This window comes from Ruegeria sp. AM2 (genome assembly GCF_056540685.1).
The window spans coordinates 1-19,293 of the sequence record NZ_JBQFXE010000006.1 but is presented as its reverse complement, the minus strand read 5'-3'; the positions used below and the strand labels follow the sequence as shown (position 1 = coordinate 19,293).

Annotated in this window: 27 protein-coding genes; 13 read left to right on the top strand and 14 right to left on the bottom strand. The window is 56.5% G+C overall.

Annotation, left to right across the window (positions count from 1 at the left end; all coding sequences use genetic code 11):
- Positions 1–4: 4 nt before the first annotated feature.
- The 11 genes from rpmD to rpmC form a co-directional block, all read right to left on the bottom strand.
- Complete coding sequence (gene rpmD / locus ACR0CR_RS12745) at positions 5–193, bottom strand: 50S ribosomal protein L30 (RefSeq protein ID WP_008757946.1); 189 nt, start codon at positions 191–193, stop codon at positions 5–7.
- Positions 194–205: 12 nt separating this feature from the next.
- The gene (gene rpsE, locus ACR0CR_RS12740) at positions 206–775 is read right to left on the bottom strand and encodes a 30S ribosomal protein S5 (protein WP_170419378.1); all 570 of its coding nucleotides are present in this window, start codon (positions 773–775) and stop codon (positions 206–208) included.
- Between the two features lie 116 nt (positions 776–891).
- The gene (gene rplR / locus ACR0CR_RS12735; RefSeq protein ID WP_170663171.1) at positions 892–1,251 is read right to left on the bottom strand and encodes a 50S ribosomal protein L18; all 360 of its coding nucleotides are present in this window, start codon (positions 1,249–1,251) and stop codon (positions 892–894) included.
- A gap of 11 nt (positions 1,252–1,262) precedes the next feature.
- Entirely contained in the window at positions 1,263–1,796 is a 534-nt protein-coding gene (rplF, locus tag ACR0CR_RS12730; protein WP_480599611.1) for a 50S ribosomal protein L6, read from the bottom strand.
- A gap of 11 nt (positions 1,797–1,807) precedes the next feature.
- On the bottom strand, positions 1,808–2,200 hold the full coding sequence (gene rpsH, locus ACR0CR_RS12725) for a 30S ribosomal protein S8 (protein ID WP_010437099.1): 393 nt from the start codon (positions 2,198–2,200) through the stop codon (positions 1,808–1,810).
- Positions 2,201–2,213: 13 nt separating this feature from the next.
- Positions 2,214–2,519: a 30S ribosomal protein S14 gene (gene rpsN / locus ACR0CR_RS12720; protein WP_010437098.1), complete on the bottom strand. Its 306-nt coding sequence runs from the start codon at positions 2,517–2,519 to the stop codon at positions 2,214–2,216.
- A 19-nt stretch (positions 2,520–2,538) separates the two neighbouring features.
- Positions 2,539–3,099 carry a 50S ribosomal protein L5 gene (rplE, locus tag ACR0CR_RS12715; RefSeq protein ID WP_480599609.1) on the bottom strand — a complete coding sequence of 187 codons (561 nt, stop codon included), beginning with the start codon at positions 3,097–3,099 and terminating at the stop codon, positions 2,539–2,541.
- Positions 3,092–3,403, bottom strand: a complete 312-nt coding sequence (gene rplX, locus ACR0CR_RS12710) for a 50S ribosomal protein L24 (RefSeq protein WP_170419374.1) — start codon at positions 3,401–3,403, stop codon at positions 3,092–3,094. Before rplX ends, rplE begins: the two co-directional genes overlap by 8 nt.
- Before the next feature lie 2 nt (positions 3,404–3,405).
- Complete coding sequence (gene rplN / locus ACR0CR_RS12705; RefSeq protein WP_039523372.1) at positions 3,406–3,774, bottom strand: 50S ribosomal protein L14; 369 nt, start codon at positions 3,772–3,774, stop codon at positions 3,406–3,408.
- 76 nt (positions 3,775–3,850) lie between these two features.
- On the bottom strand, positions 3,851–4,081 hold the full coding sequence (rpsQ, locus tag ACR0CR_RS12700; protein ID WP_008757253.1) for a 30S ribosomal protein S17: 231 nt from the start codon (positions 4,079–4,081) through the stop codon (positions 3,851–3,853).
- 4 nt (positions 4,082–4,085) lie between these two features.
- Positions 4,086–4,292 carry a 50S ribosomal protein L29 gene (gene rpmC, locus ACR0CR_RS12695; protein WP_037311745.1) on the bottom strand — a complete coding sequence of 69 codons (207 nt, stop codon included), beginning with the start codon at positions 4,290–4,292 and terminating at the stop codon, positions 4,086–4,088.
- Between the two features lie 373 nt (positions 4,293–4,665).
- Here rpmC and ACR0CR_RS12690 point away from each other — a divergent pair, with 373 nt between their 5' ends.
- The gene (locus tag ACR0CR_RS12690) at positions 4,666–5,715 is read left to right on the top strand and encodes a cytochrome-c peroxidase (RefSeq protein WP_480599607.1); all 1,050 of its coding nucleotides are present in this window, start codon (positions 4,666–4,668) and stop codon (positions 5,713–5,715) included.
- Positions 5,716–5,754: 39 nt separating this feature from the next.
- On the opposite strand, the gene ACR0CR_RS12685 is transcribed toward ACR0CR_RS12690, so the two are convergent.
- The 3 genes from ACR0CR_RS12685 to ACR0CR_RS12675 form a co-directional block, all read right to left on the bottom strand.
- Complete coding sequence (locus tag ACR0CR_RS12685) at positions 5,755–6,375, bottom strand: 2OG-Fe(II) oxygenase family protein (RefSeq protein WP_480599605.1); 621 nt, start codon at positions 6,373–6,375, stop codon at positions 5,755–5,757.
- 533 nt (positions 6,376–6,908) lie between these two features.
- On the bottom strand, positions 6,909–7,304 hold the full coding sequence (locus ACR0CR_RS12680; RefSeq protein WP_480599603.1) for a hypothetical protein: 396 nt from the start codon (positions 7,302–7,304) through the stop codon (positions 6,909–6,911).
- A 136-nt stretch (positions 7,305–7,440) separates the two neighbouring features.
- On the bottom strand, positions 7,441–8,205 hold the full coding sequence (locus ACR0CR_RS12675; protein WP_480599601.1) for a phage minor head protein: 765 nt from the start codon (positions 8,203–8,205) through the stop codon (positions 7,441–7,443).
- Between the two features lie 288 nt (positions 8,206–8,493).
- On the opposite strand from ACR0CR_RS12675, the gene rplB reads away from it, so the two are divergent.
- From rplB to ACR0CR_RS12615, 12 genes are all read left to right on the top strand, one after another.
- Positions 8,494–9,336, top strand: coding sequence for a 50S ribosomal protein L2 (gene rplB, locus ACR0CR_RS12670; protein WP_008757664.1), 843 nt, complete (start codon positions 8,494–8,496; stop codon positions 9,334–9,336).
- 3 nt (positions 9,337–9,339) lie between these two features.
- Positions 9,340–9,618 (top strand): 30S ribosomal protein S19, encoded by a 279-nt coding sequence (gene rpsS / locus ACR0CR_RS12665; protein WP_005980699.1) that lies wholly within the window; start codon positions 9,340–9,342, stop codon positions 9,616–9,618.
- A gap of 3 nt (positions 9,619–9,621) precedes the next feature.
- The gene (gene rplV / locus ACR0CR_RS12660; RefSeq protein WP_321249184.1) at positions 9,622–10,002 is read left to right on the top strand and encodes a 50S ribosomal protein L22; all 381 of its coding nucleotides are present in this window, start codon (positions 9,622–9,624) and stop codon (positions 10,000–10,002) included.
- Positions 10,002–10,712 carry a 30S ribosomal protein S3 gene (gene rpsC / locus ACR0CR_RS12655; RefSeq protein ID WP_170356687.1) on the top strand — a complete coding sequence of 237 codons (711 nt, stop codon included), beginning with the start codon at positions 10,002–10,004 and terminating at the stop codon, positions 10,710–10,712. Before rplV ends, rpsC begins: the two co-directional genes overlap by 1 nt.
- Before the next feature lie 12 nt (positions 10,713–10,724).
- Entirely contained in the window at positions 10,725–11,138 is a 414-nt protein-coding gene (gene rplP / locus ACR0CR_RS12650) for a 50S ribosomal protein L16 (RefSeq protein ID WP_058283513.1), read from the top strand.
- Positions 11,139–11,357: 219 nt separating this feature from the next.
- Positions 11,358–12,383 (top strand): LacI family DNA-binding transcriptional regulator, encoded by a 1,026-nt coding sequence (locus tag ACR0CR_RS12645; protein WP_480599599.1) that lies wholly within the window; start codon positions 11,358–11,360, stop codon positions 12,381–12,383.
- A 94-nt stretch (positions 12,384–12,477) separates the two neighbouring features.
- Entirely contained in the window at positions 12,478–13,779 is a 1,302-nt protein-coding gene (locus ACR0CR_RS12640; protein ID WP_480599597.1) for an ABC transporter substrate-binding protein, read from the top strand.
- A gap of 105 nt (positions 13,780–13,884) precedes the next feature.
- A complete protein-coding gene (locus ACR0CR_RS12635) occupies positions 13,885–14,751 on the top strand; it encodes a carbohydrate ABC transporter permease (RefSeq protein WP_480599595.1) in 867 nt (288 codons plus the stop codon).
- Between the two features lie 12 nt (positions 14,752–14,763).
- Positions 14,764–15,594: a carbohydrate ABC transporter permease gene (locus ACR0CR_RS12630; RefSeq protein WP_480599593.1), complete on the top strand. Its 831-nt coding sequence runs from the start codon at positions 14,764–14,766 to the stop codon at positions 15,592–15,594.
- A 12-nt stretch (positions 15,595–15,606) separates the two neighbouring features.
- Positions 15,607–16,611, top strand: a complete 1,005-nt coding sequence (locus ACR0CR_RS12625; protein ID WP_480599591.1) for an ABC transporter ATP-binding protein — start codon at positions 15,607–15,609, stop codon at positions 16,609–16,611.
- Entirely contained in the window at positions 16,608–17,381 is a 774-nt protein-coding gene (locus tag ACR0CR_RS12620) for an L-iditol 2-dehydrogenase (RefSeq protein WP_480599589.1), read from the top strand. Before ACR0CR_RS12625 ends, ACR0CR_RS12620 begins: the two co-directional genes overlap by 4 nt.
- Positions 17,381–18,871: a mannitol dehydrogenase family protein gene (locus tag ACR0CR_RS12615; RefSeq protein WP_480599587.1), complete on the top strand. Its 1,491-nt coding sequence runs from the start codon at positions 17,381–17,383 to the stop codon at positions 18,869–18,871. The genes ACR0CR_RS12620 and ACR0CR_RS12615 overlap by 1 nt, the downstream gene beginning before the upstream one ends.
- Positions 18,872–19,293 lie beyond the last annotated feature (422 nt).

The window sequence follows — 19,293 nt, the reverse complement described above, 5'->3', positions numbered from 1 at the left end:
ACGCTTAGCCGCGCTCTTCGATGATCTCAACCAGATGCGGGATCTTGTTGACCATGCCGCGGACCGAAGGGGTATCTTCCAGTTCGCGGGTCTTGTGCATCTTGTTCAGGCCCAGACCGATCAGGGTTGCGCGCTGTTCGGCGGGGCGGCGGATCGGGGAACCGATCTGCTTGACGACGATGGTTTTTGCCATGGTTCGCTCTCCTTACGCTTCTGCTTCAGCAGCAGCTGGTGCTTCGTCCCGCTTGGGCAGGATGTCAGCAACCTTTTTGCCACGACGCTGTGCGACCGAACGCGGGCTCTGCTCTTTCTGCAGGCCGTTGATGGTGGCGCGGATCATGTTGTACGGGTTCTGCGAGCCCAGCGACTTGGACACAACGTCCTTAACACCCAGCATTTCGAACACGGCACGCATCGGACCACCGGCGATGATACCAGTACCTTCAGGTGCGGTACGCATAACCACTTTACCAGCGCCGTGACGGCCTTCGATGTCGTGGTGCAGAGTACGACCTTCGCGCAGTTGCACGCGGATCATCTGGCGCTTGGCTTGCTCAGTCGCCTTACGGATGGCTTCAGGTACTTCTTTCGCTTTCCCTTTACCAAAGCCGACGCGGCCTTTCTGATCGCCGACAACCACCAGAGCGGCGAAGCCAAAGCGCTTACCACCTTTTACGGTTTTCGACACACGGTTGATCGCAACCAGACGATCTGCAAATTCCGGTGCTTCTTCACGGTCGCGGCCACGGCCCCGACGGTTTTCACGTTCTGCCATTTGGCATCCCTTTTCTCATGTGGCGCTTCTCGGCGCCGTTTGTTCAATCCAAGTGAGCCCCGACTAGTGCCGAGGCCCCCGGATCATCGGGGCAGCCGCAAAGCTGCCCGCAAGTCTTATATCTTCAGACCACCTTCACGCGCAGCGTCGGCCAGAGCCTTCACTTTGCCGTGGAACAGGAAGCCGCCACGATCGAAATAGGCCTCTTCGACGCCTGCCTTCTTGGCACGCTCGGCGATGGCCGCGCCCACTTTGGTGGCCGCTTCGACGTTGTTCTTGCCAACAACACCCAGATCTTTTTCCAGGGTCGAGGCCGAAGCCAGGGTCACGCCACGAACGTCGTCGATCAGCTGAACGCTGATGTTCTTGTTCGAACGGTGAACCGACAGGCGTACACGGCCGGCGTTGACTTTGCGAAGTTTGTTCCGAACGCGCAGGCGGCGCTTCAGAAACAGGGTTCTTTTGCTGTTTGCCATTGTCTGCGTCCTTACTTCTTCTTGCCTTCCTTGCGGAAGATGAACTCGCCCTTGTAGCGGATGCCCTTGCCCTTGTACGGCTCGGGACGGCGCCATTCGCGGATTTTCGCCGCGACTTCGCCAACCTGCTGCTGGTCGTTACCTTCCACAATGATCACGGTCTGCTTCGGTGCAGTGATGGTGACACCTTCCGGAGCCGTGAAATCAACATCGTGGCTGTAGCCCAGGTTCAGCTTCAGGGTGTTGCCCTGCATCTGCGCCCGGTAACCAACACCCTGGATCTCCAGCTCTTTTTTGAAGCCTTCGGTCACGCCGGTAACCAGGTTGGCAACCATGGTGCGGCTCATGCCCCACTGCTGGCGGGCACGCTTGGACATGCCACGGGGGTCGATCTTGACCACGTTGTCTTCAACCGACAGCGTCACGTCGTCGGTGGCGGTGAAGCTGCGGGTGCCTTTCGGACCTTTGACTTCGATGGTCTGACCCGACACAGAGGCGGAAACGCCGCTGGGCAGCTCGACCGGTTTTTTACCAATACGAGACATTGCAGACCTCCTTAGAAGACGGTGCAGAGCACTTCGCCGCCAACATTGTTGGAGCGAGCGTTTGCGTCCGACATCACACCTTTCGGAGTGCTGACAATCGACACACCCAGACCCTGACGGACCTGTGGGATGTCATTGACGCCCATGTAGACGCGACGACCAGGCTTGGAAACCCGCTTCAGTTCGCGAATGACAGGGGTGCCTTCGTAGTATTTCAGGCTGATTTCGATGGCCGGATGACCGTTTTCACCGGTCGTCGCCTCGTAGCCACGGATGTAACCTTCGTCCGCCAGCACGTCCAGAACCCAACCGCGCAGCTTGGAAGCCGGGGTGGAAACGGTGGACTTGCCGCGCATTTGCGCGTTGCGGATACGGGTGAGCATATCGCCGATAGGATCATTCATATCTATGTCTCCCTTACCAGCTCGATTTCACCATGCCGGGGATCTGACCAGCAGAACCCAGCTCGCGCAGCGCGATACGGCTGACCTTCAGCTTACGGTAGTAAGCGTGGGGACGACCGGTCAGCTGACAGCGGTTGTGCAAACGAGTAGCCGAGCTGTTGCGCGGCAGTTTCGCCAGTTTCAGACGCGCTTTGAAACGCTCTTCCATCGGCTTGCTCTCGTCATTCGCGATTTCTTTCAGCTCGGCACGCTTTGCGGCATATTTGGCCACCAGGCGTTCGCGCTTCTTCTCGCGTTCGATCATTGCTTTTTTAGCCATGTCTCAATCCTCCCGGCGCTTATGCGTTGAACGGCATGTTGAACGCTTTCAACAGTGCCTTTGCTTCAGCGTCGGTTTTCGCTGTGGTGGCAATTACGATATCCAGGCCCCAGACTTCGTCGACCTTGTCGAAGTCGATTTCCGGGAACACGATGTGCTCTTTCATGCCCATGGCAAAGTTGCCCTGACCATCGAAAGACGGCTTCACACCGCGGAAGTCACGAACACGCGGCATCGCGATTGTGATCAGACGATCCAGGAATTCGTACATCCGGTCACCGCGCAGGGTCACTTTCGCACCCAGCGGCATGTCTTCACGGACGCGGAAACCCGCGATCGACTTCTTCGCCTTGGTTGCAACAGCCTGTTGACCAGCAATCGCTGTCAGATCCTCGACAGCAGCTTTCGCTTTCTTCGAGTCTTTGACAGCCTCAGAACCACAACCGATGTTCAGAACGATTTTGTCCAGCTTGGGCAGCTGCATGTCGTTCTTATAGCCGAACTCTTCTTTCAGAGCGGCCCGGATGGTTTCAGCGTACTGAGCTTTCAGACGCGGGGTGTAGTTTGCAGTATCAAGCATCGATCACGTCCCCCGTGGTCTTGGCGAAGCGAACCTTCTTGTCACCTTCCATGCGGAAGCCAACACGAGTTGCTTTGCCATTCTTGTCCAGCAGCGCCAGGTTCGACAGCTCAACGGGGTTTGCCTGAGGCAAACGGCCACCTTGGCTGTTCTGGGTCTGGCGGGTGTGACGGATGGCGATGTTGATGCCATCAACAACAGCTTTACCGGCTTTCGGGTCAACCGAGGTGATAGTCCCCTCTTTGCCCTTGTCCTTGCCGGCCAGCACGACGACCTTGTCGCCTTTGCGGAGTTTAGCAGCCATGATTACAGCACCTCCGGGGCCAGCGAGATGATTTTCATGAAGTTCTTGCCGCGCAGTTCGCGAACAACGGGGCCAAAGATACGGGTACCGATCGGCTCGTTGTTGTTGTTCAGGATGACGGCGGCGTTGCGATCGAAGCGGATCGCGGTGCCGTCTTCGCGACGGACTTCCTTGGCGGTGCGTACGACGACGGCCTTGCGGACGTCCCCTTTCTTTACGCGGCCGCGCGGGATGGCTTCCTTCACCGAGACGACAATGATGTCGCCAACGGAGGCGTATTTACGCTTGGAACCACCCAGGACCTTGATGCACTGAACTCGGCGGGCGCCGGAGTTGTCAGCGACATCCAGATTGGTCTGCATCTGGATCATGTGGTTTCTCCCGACCTGTGGGGGCTGGTCTCGTTAGATCCCCCAGGGTTTCGACAAATGGGAAAATCCCGGAGGCTTACGCCTCCAGAACCTCCCAACGTTTCGTCTTCGATTTCGGTGCGCATTCGATGATGCGAACGGTGTCACCGACCTTGAAGGCGTTCTTTTCATCGTGAGCCCGGTATTTCTTGGACTTACGGATGGTTTTCTTCAGAACCGGATGCGTAAAGCGGCGCTCGACGGAAACGGTTACGGTCTGTTCGTTGGCATCGCTTGTTACGGTGCCGGACAGGATACGCTTGGGCATAGGATTACTCCTCCGATGCCGCAGCAGCGGCCTTTTCGTTCAGAATGGTTTTTACACGAGCGGCATTGCGGCGGGCCGCTTTGATACCAGCAGTGCTTTCCAGCTGACCGGTTGCCTGTTGAAAGCGAAGGTTAAAGCTTTCTTTCTTCAGGTTGGCCAGTTCCTCGCGGAGCTGGTCCGGGGTCTTGTCACGCAGTTCTTGGGCGTTCATCGCCTTTTTCCTTTGCTCAAAACACCAGAAGGCCCCCTTAGCAGGGTCACCTTTGACCTGGTGGATGAATGATAGACATACGAATCGCCCGACAACGCCGGGAGATCGCAGGATGCCGCCGTATAAGGGTTTGGGATGTAGGTGGCAAGCGAAAGTTTTAGAGCTCGTTTAGCCTATTGATTGGCGCGCGCGTCAAGGGATCACGGTGCTTGCCCTGCATCCATTGCTTACGTCCTTTTGACGATTTCGCAAGGAAAATTACGAAAAGAACAAGTTTTGTAAAAATAGTTTTTAGAATTGATCTAAATCAACATATCTCCTGCCAAGTTGCCTATGTGGTACAACGGGGAGCGAACAGCTATTGGAGCCAACGATGAAACTGAAATCCAGTCTCGCCCACGCAGCGATGATCGCGGTCCTGGCCGCAGGTGCTCAGGCCAATGAATTGCGTGAAGAAGCCCTAGATATATTCGAACCCCTGCCCTCGACTGTCCCGGCCGTGAACGACAACCCGATCACGCCCGAAAAGATCGAATTGGGCAAAGCCTTGTTCTTTGATCCGCGCATGTCGGCATCCGGTGTGTTCTCGTGCAACTCTTGCCACAACCTGGCAACCGGCGGGGACGACAACCTGGAAACCTCAATCGGTCACGGCTGGCAGCGCGGCCCGCGCAACGCGCCGACCGCTTTAAACTCGGTCTTCAATGAGGCCCAGTTCTGGGATGGCCGCGCTGAGGATCTGGCGGAACAGGCCAAAGGCCCGGTACAAGCAGGTGTCGAAATGGCCAACACGCAGGATAACCTGCTGCAGACCCTGAATTCGATGCCGCAATACGTCGAATGGTTCGGTCAGTCGTTTGAAGGTGAAGAAGATCCCGTGACCTTCGACAATTTCGCCAAAGCCATCGAGGCATTCGAAGCGACTCTGATCACCCCCGCCCCGTTCGACGCATGGTTGAACGGTGACGACAATGCCATGACCGAAGAGCAACTGGCCGGTATGTCGCAATTCATCGACCTGGGCTGCGCCGCGTGCCACTCGGGCGTCAATGTCGGTGGTAGCGGGTATTATCCCTTCGGCCTGATCGAAAAGCCCGGCGCCGACATCCTGCCGGTCGGTGATAAGGGCCGCTTTGCGGTTACAGAGACCGTGGATGATGAATACGTCTTCCGTGCAGCGCCTCTGCGGAACGTGGCTGTCACAGCACCATATTTCCACTCGGGCAAGGTCTGGGACCTGAAGGTTGCCGTTCAGATCATGGCTGAATCGCAGTTGGGTGAAGAACTCGGCGATGATGAGGCCAATCAGATCGTGGCTTTCCTCGACAGCCTGACCGGCACTTTGCCAGAAGTCACCTATCCGATTCTGCCCGCCGAAACCGCGAGCACACCGCGGCCCTCGGGTGAGATCATCGCCGAATAAGTGCGAAACACGAAGGCGGGTCATTGAGCCCGCCTTTCCTTATTCCCACTTGTAGTTGAAACTCACCGAAATCCGCTCATCTTCGGCCATGTTCATTGGCACCTCATGGCGCAGCCAGCTTTCCCACAACAGAACATCCCCGACCTGCGGTTTCACATAGATGAATGGCTGCAGGTCCCGCCGCCCGCCTTTCAGGCGCGTCGGCGCGGCCATCATGCGGCCGGAACGCGGGTCTTCCAGCTTCAATGCGCTCGCGCCTTCGGGCATCGCCACATATGTGGTGCCTGAGATCACGCTGTGCGGGTGCAGGTGGCTGGAGTGCATCCCGCCTTCGGGCAAAATGTTGATCCACAGATCCTCAAGCTTCAACTCCCCCTCGCCCAGATCGAACTCCAGATCCTTGGCGAAGGCAGCGACGTGCTGGTCGAGCGCCGAGACCAGATCGGCAAAGATCGGAAACCGCCACGGCAGATCGGTTAGCGAGGCATAGCTGGTATAGCCGGGATATCCGTTCTCTTCACACCATTCTTGCCCGGCCTCATCATCCTCGGCGATGACAAGGCAGGAGCTTTCCAGTTCCTCCGCGTCGATCTTGGGATCGAACTCGGACAGGGACGCGCGATAAAGACGGGTTACGAAGAGTGATTCAATCTGTGCCATGGGCCGGGCATAGCCCAAGCGCAGAGCCTTAGCCAGACCCTGTTCACCTCAGCTTTTGATCAATCTCTTGCTCAGCGAAAGAGCGGACGACCAGAGCCAGCATAGGCAAGACCGACGATAATTTGACCGGGTTTTCCGAGGGTGTGGGGCATATCACGCTCGGGCACAGGATTGCGGTAGCGTCCGTTCCCCCTTGCCGCAGGCGATCCCGCGGACAAGAACGCAAGCCGCGCCAGCGACTGCCCGTGGGATGACGCCGCGACGCCTGATCAGCGCGTTTTATGGTGCCAGATACATCCGAACTCATGCCGAGGCGCAAACGTCCCCAAAGCGCCAGCCCGCCGGGACGGGCAGTCGCTGGCGCGGCGGCCTTCGGCCTTGTCCCGCGCTTAAGCGAACAAGCGAAAAGACCTCAAAAAGCATATGTGACCCCGGATGAGGGGACCCCCATTGACGTATCCACCGGCCTCTAATCGAGCCCGTCATTAAAGAGAGATAAAGGCCCCCGCGAAAGCGGGTTTTTTTGTTCGTTTTTACCAGATGACCAATGGCACTGGGCAGGAAGGCGCTCGGTACTCGGGGTCATTCTTAAGTGCATAAAGCACACCTAGAACATTGGTGTTGTTTAGCCGTTTGCCTTGTTCAAGCCATTCCCCGGCGTCGCCGATCATATCAGAATACAAAGCCGGGTTCCCGGCGCGGGTAACGAGACCGACATTCGGTTGGAAGACTAGGCCGGTCGCTGAGCCCTGACGTTCGTCGATATCGACCCAAAAAGCCGTTGTCTGTGAAAAAAGGAGTCTCTCATCGTTGCCGACGGACAAAATTTGAAAGTCCGGGTCCCGGACGACCGGAACCGGAGTTCCAAAGGGCTGAGAGAGGTCAAACAGAGCTTGATAGGAAACAATCACGCCGTTAGGCAAGCGCACACAAGTTCCAAATTCTCCAATTCGGTGACGCAGAAACAGAACCGAATAAGCCAACACCAAAAAGATGAAAAGCGCACTGATCGTTAGAAGGAGGTACCTTGCACCCGTAGCCATCCGTGAAATGACTATACTCATATTAGCCATCGAAACGAATCCAGCTTTTGTTTCTGTCCGCGACGATTGTGCCTGACATGCGCGCCGACCAGTTGTCTAGAATTGGATATGGGGCACCTCCCGGCAGTTCAATTCCTATATCCAACGGATCGGCAAATTCGTCGACAAGTGCAAATTCGCAGTCGCCGCTTATGCGCAGGGTCCCGTCCTTCTGGAAGGTGACGCTACCCTTTGCTTCCCCTTCGATTGTCGTGTGTCCAATACTGAATACAATATGCTGCATCTGGTAGATATTTGTGAACGGGTAAGAGAATTGACCAGATGTCTGTATTCGAGCGGCATCTGCGATTTGGCCAAGCAGTCGGTTAGAGACGGTGCTCCAATACTCGTCAACAATTTTTCGGAGGTGGCCAATATCTCGCACCCTTACGGGCGCACCGTTGCCGCGCCGATAGTGATTGATGAAGTCGCGGTTGGTCCATGGTCTGCCAGTGTCGGTCACACTTATCATTTGCACGTTCAGGGATTCACTTATTGCTGGAACATATGGTTCAGCTTTGCACCGACATCCAAATCCTTCACCAGGATGACCTGTAGAGGGCCGGTTGTCCCAAGCAAAAACCTTACCATCGTGGGCGGCATGAGATGATCGTACTTTGTTGTCGCCGCGGGTTCGCCAGATATAGAACCCCGTCGATTGGTTTTGTTTAATCGAAAGCTCAATTGGTGTGCCTTTTCTCAGGTAGGCATCGAAGGCTTTCCGGTAGGTGTTTTGGTCGATGATCATTGCATATGTCCCGGCGAAAGTTTGCCAAGAAGTTGTGAGTGGTTGGTTAAGAAATCTGAAACGGTGCGGGCGATGCGCTTTTTGCTCGGTTGATCAAAATAGGTGCTCCACCCTATAGACACCCACCCCCAACACTGCTAAACGCACCCAATCTTGCGGCCTCGGATTCGTTCCGGGGCCTCTGATATTTGTAACCGGGGACCTTCGGGGCCCTATACCCTTGGCACCTACGGGGGCCTATCACATAGCGGGGAAATCCCCGCACTTGCTAAACGGAAGACAGAAAGCATGGCACTCAAGTCGTACAAGCCGACGACGCCGGGCCAGCGCGGGCTGGTGCTGATCGACCGTTCGGAGCTTTGGAAAGGACGTCCGGTCAAGTCTCTCACTGAGGGTTTGACCAAATCGGGCGGCCGGAACAACACCGGACGGATCACTTCACGCCGCCGCGGCGGTGGCGCAAAGCGTCTCTACCGGATCGTTGACTTCAAACGAAACAAATTTGATGTCGCGGCAACCGTCGAGCGGATCGAATATGACCCGAACCGGACCGCATTCATCGCACTGGTAAAATACGAAGACGGCGAACAGGCATATATCCTGGCTCCGCAGCGTCTGGCTGTTGGTGACAAAGTCGTGGCATCCGCCAAGGCCGACATCAAGCCGGGCAACGCAATGCCGTTCTCGGGCATGCCCATTGGTACCATCGTCCACAACATCGAAATGAAGCCTGGCAAAGGCGGTCAGATCGCACGTGCGGCCGGTACTTACGCTCAGTTCGTTGGTCGCGATGGCGGCTACGCTCAGATCCGTCTGAGCTCGGGCGAGCTGCGCATGGTCCGTCAGGAATGCATGGCCACCGTTGGTGCCGTGTCCAACCCCGACAACTCGAACCAGAACCTCGGTAAAGCCGGTCGTATGCGCCACAAAGGCGTTCGTCCGTCGGTTCGTGGTGTTGCAATGAACCCGATCGATCACCCGCACGGTGGTGGTGAAGGTCGTACCTCGGGTGGCCGTACGCCGGTTACTCCGTGGGGTAAGGACACCAAGGGTAAGCGTACCCGCAACAAGAACAAAGCGTCCCAGAAGCTGATCATCCGCTCGCGGCACGCCAAGAAGAAGGGACGTTAATCCATGTCTCGCTCTGTTTGGAAGGGGCCTTTCGTCGATGCTTACGTGCTGAAAAAAGCCGAAGCAGCGCGCGAGTCGGGCCGCAACGAAGTCATCAAAATCTGGTCGCGTCGTTCCACCATTCTGCCCCAGTTCGTGGGTCTGACCTTTGGTGTGTATAACGGCCAGAAACACATCCCCGTAAACGTCTCGGAAGACATGATTGGTCAGAAGTTCGGTGAATACTCGCCGACCCGTACCTATTATGGCCACGCCGCAGACAAAAAAGCGAAGCGGAAGTAAGTCATGGGCAAGGAAAAGAACCCCCGCCGCGTGGCTGAAAACGAAGCAATGGCGAAAACCCGCATGCTTCGCACCAGCCCGCAGAAACTGAACCTGGTTGCGCAAATGATCCGCGGCAAGAAAGTTGAGAAGGCTCTGATCGACCTGACTTTCAGCAACAAGCGTGTCGCGCAGGACGTCAAAAAGTGCCTGCAGTCCGCAATCGCGAATGCCGAAAACAACCACAACCTGGACGTTGACGAGCTGATCGTCGCCGAAGCATGGGTTGGCAAGAACCTGGTCATGAAGCGCGGTCGTCCGCGTGCCCGTGGCCGTTTCGGCAAGATCATGAAGCCGTTCTCGGAGATCACCATCAAGGTGCGTCAAGTTGAGGAGCAAGCCTAATGGGTCATAAAGTAAATCCGATCGGCATGCGCCTGCAGGTCAACCGCACCTGGGACAGCCGCTGGTACGCCGACACCAAGGACTACGGTGATCTTCTGCTGGAAGACCTCAAAATCCGTGAGTTCATCAACAAAGAGTGCAAGCAGGCCGGTATCGCCCGTGTGATCATCGAACGTCCGCACAAAAAGTGCCGCGTTACGATCCACACGGCTCGCCCGGGTGTCATCATCGGCAAGAAAGGCGCGGACATTGAAGTTCTGCGCAAGAAGATCGCCCTGATGACAGACAGCGAACTGCACCTGAACATCGTCGAAGTGCGCAAGCCCGAGCTTGACGCGCAGCTGGTTGCCGAGTCCATCGCTCAGCAGCTGGAACGTCGTGTTTCGTTCCGTCGCGCAATGAAGCGCTCGGTTCAGAACGCCATGCGCATGGGCGCTCTGGGTATCCGGGTGAACGTCGCGGGTCGTCTGGGCGGCGCCGAAATCGCACGGACCGAGTGGTACCGCGAAGGCCGCGTGCCTCTGCACACCCTGCGTGCCGACATCGATTACGCACATGCCGAAGCGATGACCCCCTACGGGATCATCGGGATCAAGGTCTGGATCTTCAAAGGTGAGATCATGGAGCACGATCCGCAGGCACGTGACCGTAAAGCACAGGAACTCCAGGACGGCCCTGCACCTCGTGGTGCTGGTGGCGGTCGTCGCTAAGGAGGGAAAGATATGCTTCAACCAAAGCGTACTAAATTCCGCAAGATGCACAAAGGCCGGATCAAGGGTCTCGCCAAGGGCGGCTCTGATCTGAACTTTGGCACCTACGGCCTGAAAGCTCTTGAGCCTGAGCGTGTAACTGCACGCCAGATCGAAGCTGCACGTCGTGCCATGACGCGTCACATGAAGCGTCAGGGCCGTGTCTGGATCCGCATCTTCCCCGACACTCCGGTCACTGCCAAGCCGATCGAAGTTCGTATGGGTAAAGGTAAAGGTTCGGTCGACCGCTGGGCCTGCAAAGTCAAGCCTGGCCGCGTGATGTTCGAGATCGACGGCGTCAATGACGACATCGCCCGCGAGGCCCTGCGCCTGGCCGCGATGAAGCTGCCGATCAAGACCCGCGTCGTGGTTCGCGAAGACTGGTAAGAAAGCGACTTTCTTCCAGGTCGAAAAATCAGCCCTCCACCAGATGTCTGGTGGAGGGCTTTCTTTTGCGAATTCGCGATGTCCGCCACGTCCATTGGCCGTCTGCCCAGCGACACGCTGACGAGAATGTTTACCTTCAGGTATTGAATTTTTTCCGCGCGCAAAGAAAATGTAAAGAATGACAAGATCACGATCTGAGGGCCTGTCAGGCAAAAAGACATGACCAAAATTAGGAACATGGAGGAGTTTGCTGCGGTCAGCGGAATTTCCCGCCCGACTGTCTCAAAATACTTTCACAACCCTAACAGCGTCCGTGCCAGCACGCGCGCACGGATTGAGGAAGCACTGGAGCGTTTTGATTATCGCCCAAACATCTACGCCATCAATCAGAACCGAAAGCTGACCAAGAATATCGGTATCGTTGTCCCGTATCTGGCCGATCCATTCTTTGCCGAAATCGCAAGATATCTTGAACAAAGCTGCATCGCAGCTGGCTATCGCCCGTCTCTGTTCAGTTCGCACGGCGAACAAAAGCTGGAGAATGAAATCCTGGATAGCCTGCGCTCCTTGAAACCGGCGGGTGTTTTGCTTGCGCCTTTGGGTCGCGCCTCTGATCAGTCGCAAATCGAAGCGTTCTGCAAAAATGTCCCGACCGTCTTGTTCGACAGTAACCTGGACGGTTTGGGCGCAGCTTTCATTGGTTCGGACAATTTCAGCTTTGTTTCGCAAACGGTCGAGTATTTGACGCGCACCGGAGAACCGCCCGCGTTTTTTGAGATGCGAACCCCGGCCAACCCAAACGCCAACAAGAGGCGCAATGCCTACATTTCCGTGATGGAACGATTGGGTTTTGAGCCTCATGTGATCAAGATCGACGGTGAGGGTTGGGCTTTTGAAGAAATCGGCCATCGCGGCGCTCTCAAGGTTCTTGAACAGAAAAAACTGAAAACGGACACGGTGCTGTGCAGCAACGACAGGCTGGCGATTGGCTTTCTGGCCGCCTGTTACGAGATGGAGATTCGCGTTGGACGCAGGGATGATTGCAGCTTGCGAGTCGCCTCGAACGACGATCATCCGTTCTCAAAATTCACATGTCCTGCTTTGACGACTGCTGCGCATGACTATGACAACGTGGCAGGTCGCAGTGTCGAGACTCTGTTTGAACTCATTGAAAGCGGAGGGGAATTCGGCACAAGGTCGGAAACGCTTTTCCCTGCGCGGCTGGTGCTTCGTGAATCTGCATGACTTCTTAATTTTGCGCGCGTAAAGTTTTTATTGACGTCGCGACAAGTTTCCAACTACGCTCTCTGTACGACATCCAAGCTCAGGGAGGACAGGGATGTATCTGAAACACGCACTTCGTGCGGCGACTGCTTTGACATTCGTCGCCACGGCAGCGGCCCAAGCGGACACCATAACGATCGCTACCGTGAACAACGGCGACATGATCCGTATGCAGGGCTATACTGACACATTCACTGAAGCGACCGGCATCGAGGTTGAATGGGTGACGCTGGAAGAAAACGTGCTACGCCAGCGCGTGACCACCGATATCACTACCAAGGGTGGTCAGTTCGACATCATGACCATCGGCATGTACGAGACGCCGATCTGGGGCGCAAACGGCTGGTTGGTTCCGCTGGACGGTATGTCGGCCGACTATGACGTTGGCGATATTCTGCCTGCGATGGCTGGCGGCCTGAGCCATGACGGAACGCTGTACGCGGCACCGTTCTACGGCGAAAGCTCGATGATTATGTACCGCACGGACTTGATGGAAAAAGCGGGCATGGAAATGCCCGAGGCGCCAAGCTGGCAATTCATCAAGGAAGCGGCGGCTGCAATGACTGACCGCGATGCCGACATCAACGGAATCTGCCTGCGCGGCAAGGCCGGCTGGGGTGAGGGCGGAGCATTCATCACAGCAATGTCCAACTCGTTCGGCGCGCGCTGGTTCGATGAAGACTGGAAGCCTCAGTTCGATCAGCCTGAATGGGCAGATACGCTGAATTTCTACGTCGAAATGATGAACGAGTCCGGTCCGGCAGGGTATGCCACCAACGGCTTCAACGAAAACTTGTCGCTGTTCCAACAAGGCAAATGCGGCATGTGGATCGACGCGACCGTTGCTGCGTCTTTTGTGACCAATCCCAACGACTCGACAGTAGCTGATCAGGTCGGTTTTGCTCTGGCTCCAGATACTGGGCTGGGCAAACGGTCTAACTGGCTTTGGGCCTGGGCTCTGGCTGTTCCAGCGGGCACACAGCAGGAAGCTGCTGCCAAACAGTTCATTGAATGGGCAACATCCAAGGACTACATCGAATTGGTCGCCGAGAACGAAGGCTGGGCAAATGTTCCGCCGGGTGCGCGAACGTCACTGTATGAGAACCCCGAATATCAGAAGGTTCCGTTCGCCAAGATGACGTTGGACTCGATCCTGTCTGCTGATCCGAACAATCCGACCGTGAAGCCGGTGCCCTATGTCGGCATCCAGTTCGCCGCGATCCCGGAATTCGCGGGTATCGCTACCCAGGTGAGCCAGGAGTTCTCGGCGGTCTATGCCGGGCAACAAACCGTGGAAGAGGCACTTGCCAAAGCGCAAGCTTTCACCGCAGAAGAAATGGAAGCCGCAGGGTACTGAGGCATCCTTCCTGGTGGGGGACAGGCAACTGTCCCCCGCTCCCCACTTCCACAATCTTCGTTTTTCTCGCAGGCTAGAATTGTCTGAACAGAGAAGGTTTGCGTCATGGCCACCCAACATTCCCGTTCCGTTGCCCGCATGATGATGGCTCCTGCAGTTGTCCTGCTGCTTGGCTGGATGCTGGTGCCCCTGACCATGACACTGTATTTTTCCTTCAAGAAATACCTGCCCTTGCGTGGCGGTGATCTGGGCTGGGTCGGGTTCGACAACTACGTGCGGTTCGTTTCCTCCAGCTCATTCTGGCCTGCTGTTCAGGCGACTCTTGTGATCGTCGGAGGCGTTCTTGTCATCACGGTCATTCTGGGTGTTGTGCTGGCAATGCTGTTGGATCAACCGATGTGGGGCCAGGGCGTGGTCCGCATCCTGGTGATCGCACCCTTCTTCGTCATGCCTACTGTATCCGCACTGGTCTGGAAGAACATGTTCATGGACCCGGTCAACGGTCTGCTGGCCCATCTGTGGCGCTTTTTCGGCGCCGAGCCGATCTCGTGGCTGTCCGAGGCGTCGATGACCTCGATCATCATGATCGTCTCATGGCAGTGGCTGCCTTTTGCGACCCTCATCCTTCTGACCGCAATCCAATCGCTGGACAGTGAACAGTTGGAAGCCGCCGAGATGGACGGCGCGCCTGTTCTGAAGCGCTTCTACCACATCGTCCTGCCGCATCTGAGCCGCGCGATCACCATCGTGATCCTGATCCAGACGATCTTCCTTTTGTCAATCTTCGCCGAGATTTTCGTGACCACCGGCGGTGCGTTCGGAACCCGTACACTCACCTACCTGATCTTCCAGCGCGTGCTGGAAAGCCAGAATGTTGGCCTGGGATCGGCCGGAGGTGTCTACGCCATCATCCTTGCCAATATCGTTGCGATCTTTCTGATGCGCATCGTCGGCAAGAATCTGGACGCGTGAGGAGGTAAGACCATGGCCCGCGCTGTCACACCCCGCCGCAAATCGCTGAACACCGCCCTTGCCTGGGCCGTTGGGTTGCTGATCTTTTTCCCGATCCTCTGGACCATCCTGACCAGCTTCAAAACCGAAGCGCAGGCAATCGCCAGCCCGCCTTTGTTCCTGAACTTCGACTGGACGCTGGAAAACTACGCCATCGTGCAGGAACGGTCCGACTATATGCGGTTCCTTTGGAACTCGGTCATCATCGCCGGTGGCTCAACCATTCTGGGCGTCATCATCGCCGTCCCTGCTGCCTGGGCCATGGCTTTCGTTCCGTCCAAACGCACTAAGGACATTCTTCTTTGGATGCTGTCCACAAAGATGTTGCCAGCGGTCGGCGTGCTCTACCCGATCTATCTGCTGTTCATTCGGCTGGGCCTGCTGGACACGCGCGGAGGGTTGGTCGTCGTCCTGATGCTGATCAACCTGCCGATCATTGTCTGGATGCTCTACACCTATTTCCGCGAAATTCCCGGTGAGATCCTGGAAGCCGCACGGATGGATGGCGCTACGTTGAAAGAGGAAATTCTATATGTCCTCACCCCTATGGCCATCCCAGGCATCGCCTCGACCGTGCTGCTGAACTTTATCCTTGCGTGGAACGAGGCGTTCTGGACGCTCAACCTCACGGCCGTCGACGCGGCACCGCTAACGGCGTTCATCGCCAGCTATTCCAGCCCGGAAGGTTTGTTCTTTGCCAAGCTCAGCGCGGCCTCGACCATGGCGATTGCGCCAATCCTGATCCTTGGCTGGTTCAGCCAGAAACAACTTGTCCGCGGCCTCACCTTCGGCGCTGTGAAATAAGGAAGACCATTCATGGGACGCATCCAACTCAAGTCCGTGACCAAAAGCTTTGGCGATGTGCAGGTCATTCCCCCGCTGGACCTGACCATAGAAGATGGCGAGTTCACCGTCTTTGTCGGCCCATCGGGCTGCGGAAAATCCACGCTGTTGCGGTTGATCGCCGGATTGGAAGACATCACAGGCGGTCATATCGAGATCGACGGGGCGGATGCCACCGATGTGCCACCCGCAAAACGCGGGCTGGCGATGGTGTTCCAATCATATGCGCTGTACCCGCACATGACAGTGCGCAAGAACATCGCCTTTCCGTTGCGCATGGCCAAGCTGGATCGGGCCGAGATCGACAAACGGGTGGAAGGCGCGGCCAGCGTTTTGAACCTGACCGACTATCTGGATCGCCGCCCTGGCCAACTGTCAGGTGGTCAACGCCAGCGGGTCGCCATTGGCCGTGCCATTGTCCGAGAGCCAGCGGCGTTTCTGTTCGATGAACCACTGTCCAATCTTGATGCCGCCCTGCGGGTCGGTATGCGACTGGAAATCAGTGAACTGCATGAACGTCTGGCGACCACAATGATTTACGTGACCCACGATCAGGTCGAGGCCATGACCATGGCCGATAAAATCGTGGTCCTTCAAGCCGGTATGATCGAACAGGTCGGTACCCCGCTGGACCTCTACCGCACACCAAGCAACTTGTTTGTTGCCGGGTTCATTGGTTCGCCCAAAATGAACTTAATTGGCGGCGAAGAGGCCGCAAAACATGGCGCTCATACAATTGGGATACGCCCAGAGCATATTTCCGTTTCAGAATCCGAAGGCCACTGGTCCGGTGTTGTCAGCGTGTCCGAGCATCTGGGGTCAGACACATTCTTTCATGTGCAGCAAACCGGGCTAGCCGAAACCATAACGGTCCGCGCGGACGGAGAGGTGGGCTTTCGCCACGGCGATCGCATTCACCTGACACCCCGCGCTGACGTCATTCATCGTTTCAATGAAAAGGGGCTGCGGATCGAATGAAGCGGTTGGCCGGCAAAACGGCTCTGATCACCGGAGCCGCCCGAGGCATTGGACTGGCCTTTGCCAAAGCATATGTCGCCGAAGGTGCCCGTGTTGCCATCGCTGACATTGACGTCCCCCGAGCGCGAGAAGCCGCAGCGGAACTCGGCGATGCCGCCATGGCCGTTTCGATGGACGTGACCGATCAGCAGAGCATCAACGACGCCGTTACCCAAATCGCGGCGCAGTTCGGGCCCATCGATATCCTGATCAACAATGCCGCCATCTTTACCGCCGCGCCGATCACCGAAATTGAGCGCGCCGACTATGAACGGGTTTTCAACATCAATGTCGGGGGTACTTTATTCACTCTGCAGGCCGTCGCGCAGCATATGATCAAACAGGGGACCAAGGGCCGCATCATCAACATGGCTTCGCAGGCTGGGCGGCGCGGTGAGCCGCTGGTGGCCGTCTATTGTGCCAGCAAGGCCGCAATCATTTCAATCACGCAATCTGCCGGGCTGAACCTGATCGAACACGGCATCAACGTGAACGCGATTGCCCCAGGTGTCGTGGACGGCGAGCATTGGGACGGTGTCGACGCCTTTTTCGCAAAATATGAAGGCAAAGAACCCGGGCAGAAAAAGCGCGAAGTGGCGGCATCCGTCCCGTTCGGGCGCATGGGTCGTGCCGAAGACCTGACCGGCATGGCAGTTTTCCTTGCATCCGACGAAGCCGCTTATGTCGTGGCGCAGACATATAATGTTGACGGCGGAAACTGGATGAGCTGATGGAACCTCTGGCGAACGCACCGATCAGGCTCAGGCACGCGAACCTTGCCGGCTTGCCCCGCGATATCAAGCGCCCGAACTACCGGTCAGAGTCTCTGAGCCCTGGGATCGTCCACATCGGATTGGGTAATTTTCACCGGGCCCATCAAGCCTGGTATATTCATCGATTGATGCAACAAGGCAAGGCGTTGGACTGGGCAATCATTGGTGCAGGTGTGCGCCCCTATGACGCCAAGATGCGCACAAAGCTGCTGGATCAGGACTGCCTCACAACCCTGATCGAACTCGACCCGTCAGGTGCGTCCGGGGAAATCACCGGTGCCATGGTCGACTACCTGCCCATTGAACCGGACAATGCCTCGCTGATTCGCCAAATGGCACAGCCCGGAATTCGCATTGTCTCGCTTACGGTTACCGAAGGCGGCTATTTCCTTGATGCAAACAGCGGCGAATTTGACCTGGATCACGAGGACATCCGCCATGACGCACAAAACCCCGAAACCCCGCGTACAGTATTCGGAGCCATCGTTGCGGCCTTGAAGATCCGCCGCGCAACCGGGACAAAGCCCTTTACCGCTCTGAGTTGCGACAACCTGCAAGGCAATGGATCCATCTTGCGGCGTTGCGTCGTTGAATTGGCACAGTTGTCAGACCGAGATCTGGCTGGTTGGATCGGCCAAAACGGTGCATTTCCGAATTCCATGGTCGATTGCATCGTTCCTGCGACCACGCAAGAGGTGTTCGCGCGCGCCCACGCATTGGGGATCGAAGATCAAGTCCCCGTGACACATGAAAATTTCCGCCAATGGGTGATCGAAGACGATTTCTGCGACGGGCGCCCATCATTGGAAGACGTGGGCGTCACATTTACAAACGACGTCCATTCTTACGAAATGATGAAGCTGCGCATCCTGAACGGAGGTCACCAGCTGCTGGCAAATGCCGGCGAGATTTTGAGCGTTCCATCCATTTCGGATTGCATGCAAGATCCTGACATATCAGCGTTTTTTAGACGTGTTCAGATTGACGAAATCATCCCGCTTGTTGCTGCAGTGCCCGGAACCAGCCCAACGCAATACCTTGAGCTGGTCGAGCGACGCTTTGCCAACACCGCAATACACGACACGACACGCCGTGTTGCCTTCGACGGCTCGTCTCGACACCCAGGCTTCCTGTTACCGACACTGCAGGATGCACTTCAGTCGGGCTCTGCCATTGACGGCCTTGCACTTGCCGAAGCCCTTTGGGCCCGAATGTGCGCCGGTATTCGCGAAGACGGGACAGAGATCGAACCCAATGATCCGATTTGGAACGAGCTACACGCCACTGCGCTTGTCGCCAAAGAAAACCCAGAGGCGTGGATCAGGAACAAGGGCATTTACGGGCGACTGTCCGGTTCCCCTCACTTTGCCGAGAAGTTCTCAAATTGGTTCGATTTCATCTGGAGCCAAGGAACCCGAGCCGCGATCGCACGTTTCACCCAACAATAAAAATGGTCTGCATCGCGACACCAAGTCATTCGGACAGTATGCAAAATCTCATAAATGGCAAAACACTGTAGGCGTGTGGTTCATTAGAAAATGACGTAGGAGACAGAGCGCCCCCAAAATGCAAGGTGCAAAGGAAGCCGTTTCTATATTGGCGCGTAGCGCCAATATGGGGTGTTTCGTTCTCGGAGGATAGGCATGTCTGCGGGGGTCAGTTGCAACGCTTTCAGTGTAGCACCAACCGCTTGGGCTTAGAACGCATGAAGCGCCCCAATGGGCGCTATGCGTTTGGTATCCGATTTAGAAGTTTGGTTGCGGGGAGAGGATTTGAACCTACGGTCCGGCGCGTTGCGCGTTTGTCGGGCGATTGATCCAGTGGATCAATTGTAGTCTGAACGGGCTGCTTTGAAGGTTTCCGACCTGGT

Coding starts and splice junctions, on each gene's coding strand:
- rpmD (WP_008757946.1), bottom strand. CDS start 193: ATGGCAAAAACCATCGTCGTCAAGCAGATCGGTTCCCCGATCCGCCGC.
- rpsE (WP_170419378.1), bottom strand. CDS start 775: ATGGCAGAACGTGAAAACCGTCGGGGCCGTGGCCGCGACCGTGAAGAA.
- rplR (WP_170663171.1), bottom strand. CDS start 1,251: ATGGCAAACAGCAAAAGAACCCTGTTTCTGAAGCGCCGCCTGCGCGTT.
- rplF (WP_480599611.1), bottom strand. CDS start 1,796: ATGTCTCGTATTGGTAAAAAACCGGTCGAGCTGCCCAGCGGCGTTTCC.
- rpsH (WP_010437099.1), bottom strand. CDS start 2,200: ATGAATGATCCTATCGGCGATATGCTCACCCGTATCCGCAACGCGCAA.
- rpsN (WP_010437098.1), bottom strand. CDS start 2,519: ATGGCTAAAAAAGCAATGATCGAACGCGAGAAGAAGCGCGAACGCCTG.
- rplE (WP_480599609.1), bottom strand. CDS start 3,099: ATGCTTGATACTGCAAACTACACCCCGCGTCTGAAAGCTCAGTACGCT.
- rplX (WP_170419374.1), bottom strand. CDS start 3,403: ATGGCTGCTAAACTCCGCAAAGGCGACAAGGTCGTCGTGCTGGCCGGC.
- rplN (WP_039523372.1), bottom strand. CDS start 3,774: ATGATCCAGATGCAGACCAATCTGGATGTCGCTGACAACTCCGGCGCC.
- rpsQ (WP_008757253.1), bottom strand. CDS start 4,081: ATGCCCAAGCGTATCCTGTCCGGCACCGTAACAAGCGATGCCAACGAA.
- rpmC (WP_037311745.1), bottom strand. CDS start 4,292: ATGAACGCCCAAGAACTGCGTGACAAGACCCCGGACCAGCTCCGCGAG.
- ACR0CR_RS12690 (WP_480599607.1), top strand. CDS start 4,666: ATGAAACTGAAATCCAGTCTCGCCCACGCAGCGATGATCGCGGTCCTG.
- ACR0CR_RS12685 (WP_480599605.1), bottom strand. CDS start 6,375: ATGGCACAGATTGAATCACTCTTCGTAACCCGTCTTTATCGCGCGTCC.
- ACR0CR_RS12675 (WP_480599601.1), bottom strand. CDS start 8,205: ATGATCATCGACCAAAACACCTACCGGAAAGCCTTCGATGCCTACCTG.
- rplB (WP_008757664.1), top strand. CDS start 8,494: ATGGCACTCAAGTCGTACAAGCCGACGACGCCGGGCCAGCGCGGGCTG.
- rpsS (WP_005980699.1), top strand. CDS start 9,340: ATGTCTCGCTCTGTTTGGAAGGGGCCTTTCGTCGATGCTTACGTGCTG.
- rplV (WP_321249184.1), top strand. CDS start 9,622: ATGGGCAAGGAAAAGAACCCCCGCCGCGTGGCTGAAAACGAAGCAATG.
- rpsC (WP_170356687.1), top strand. CDS start 10,002: ATGGGTCATAAAGTAAATCCGATCGGCATGCGCCTGCAGGTCAACCGC.
- rplP (WP_058283513.1), top strand. CDS start 10,725: ATGCTTCAACCAAAGCGTACTAAATTCCGCAAGATGCACAAAGGCCGG.
- ACR0CR_RS12645 (WP_480599599.1), top strand. CDS start 11,358: ATGACCAAAATTAGGAACATGGAGGAGTTTGCTGCGGTCAGCGGAATT.
- ACR0CR_RS12640 (WP_480599597.1), top strand. CDS start 12,478: ATGTATCTGAAACACGCACTTCGTGCGGCGACTGCTTTGACATTCGTC.
- ACR0CR_RS12635 (WP_480599595.1), top strand. CDS start 13,885: ATGGCCACCCAACATTCCCGTTCCGTTGCCCGCATGATGATGGCTCCT.
- ACR0CR_RS12630 (WP_480599593.1), top strand. CDS start 14,764: ATGGCCCGCGCTGTCACACCCCGCCGCAAATCGCTGAACACCGCCCTT.
- ACR0CR_RS12625 (WP_480599591.1), top strand. CDS start 15,607: ATGGGACGCATCCAACTCAAGTCCGTGACCAAAAGCTTTGGCGATGTG.
- ACR0CR_RS12620 (WP_480599589.1), top strand. CDS start 16,608: ATGAAGCGGTTGGCCGGCAAAACGGCTCTGATCACCGGAGCCGCCCGA.
- ACR0CR_RS12615 (WP_480599587.1), top strand. CDS start 17,381: ATGGAACCTCTGGCGAACGCACCGATCAGGCTCAGGCACGCGAACCTT.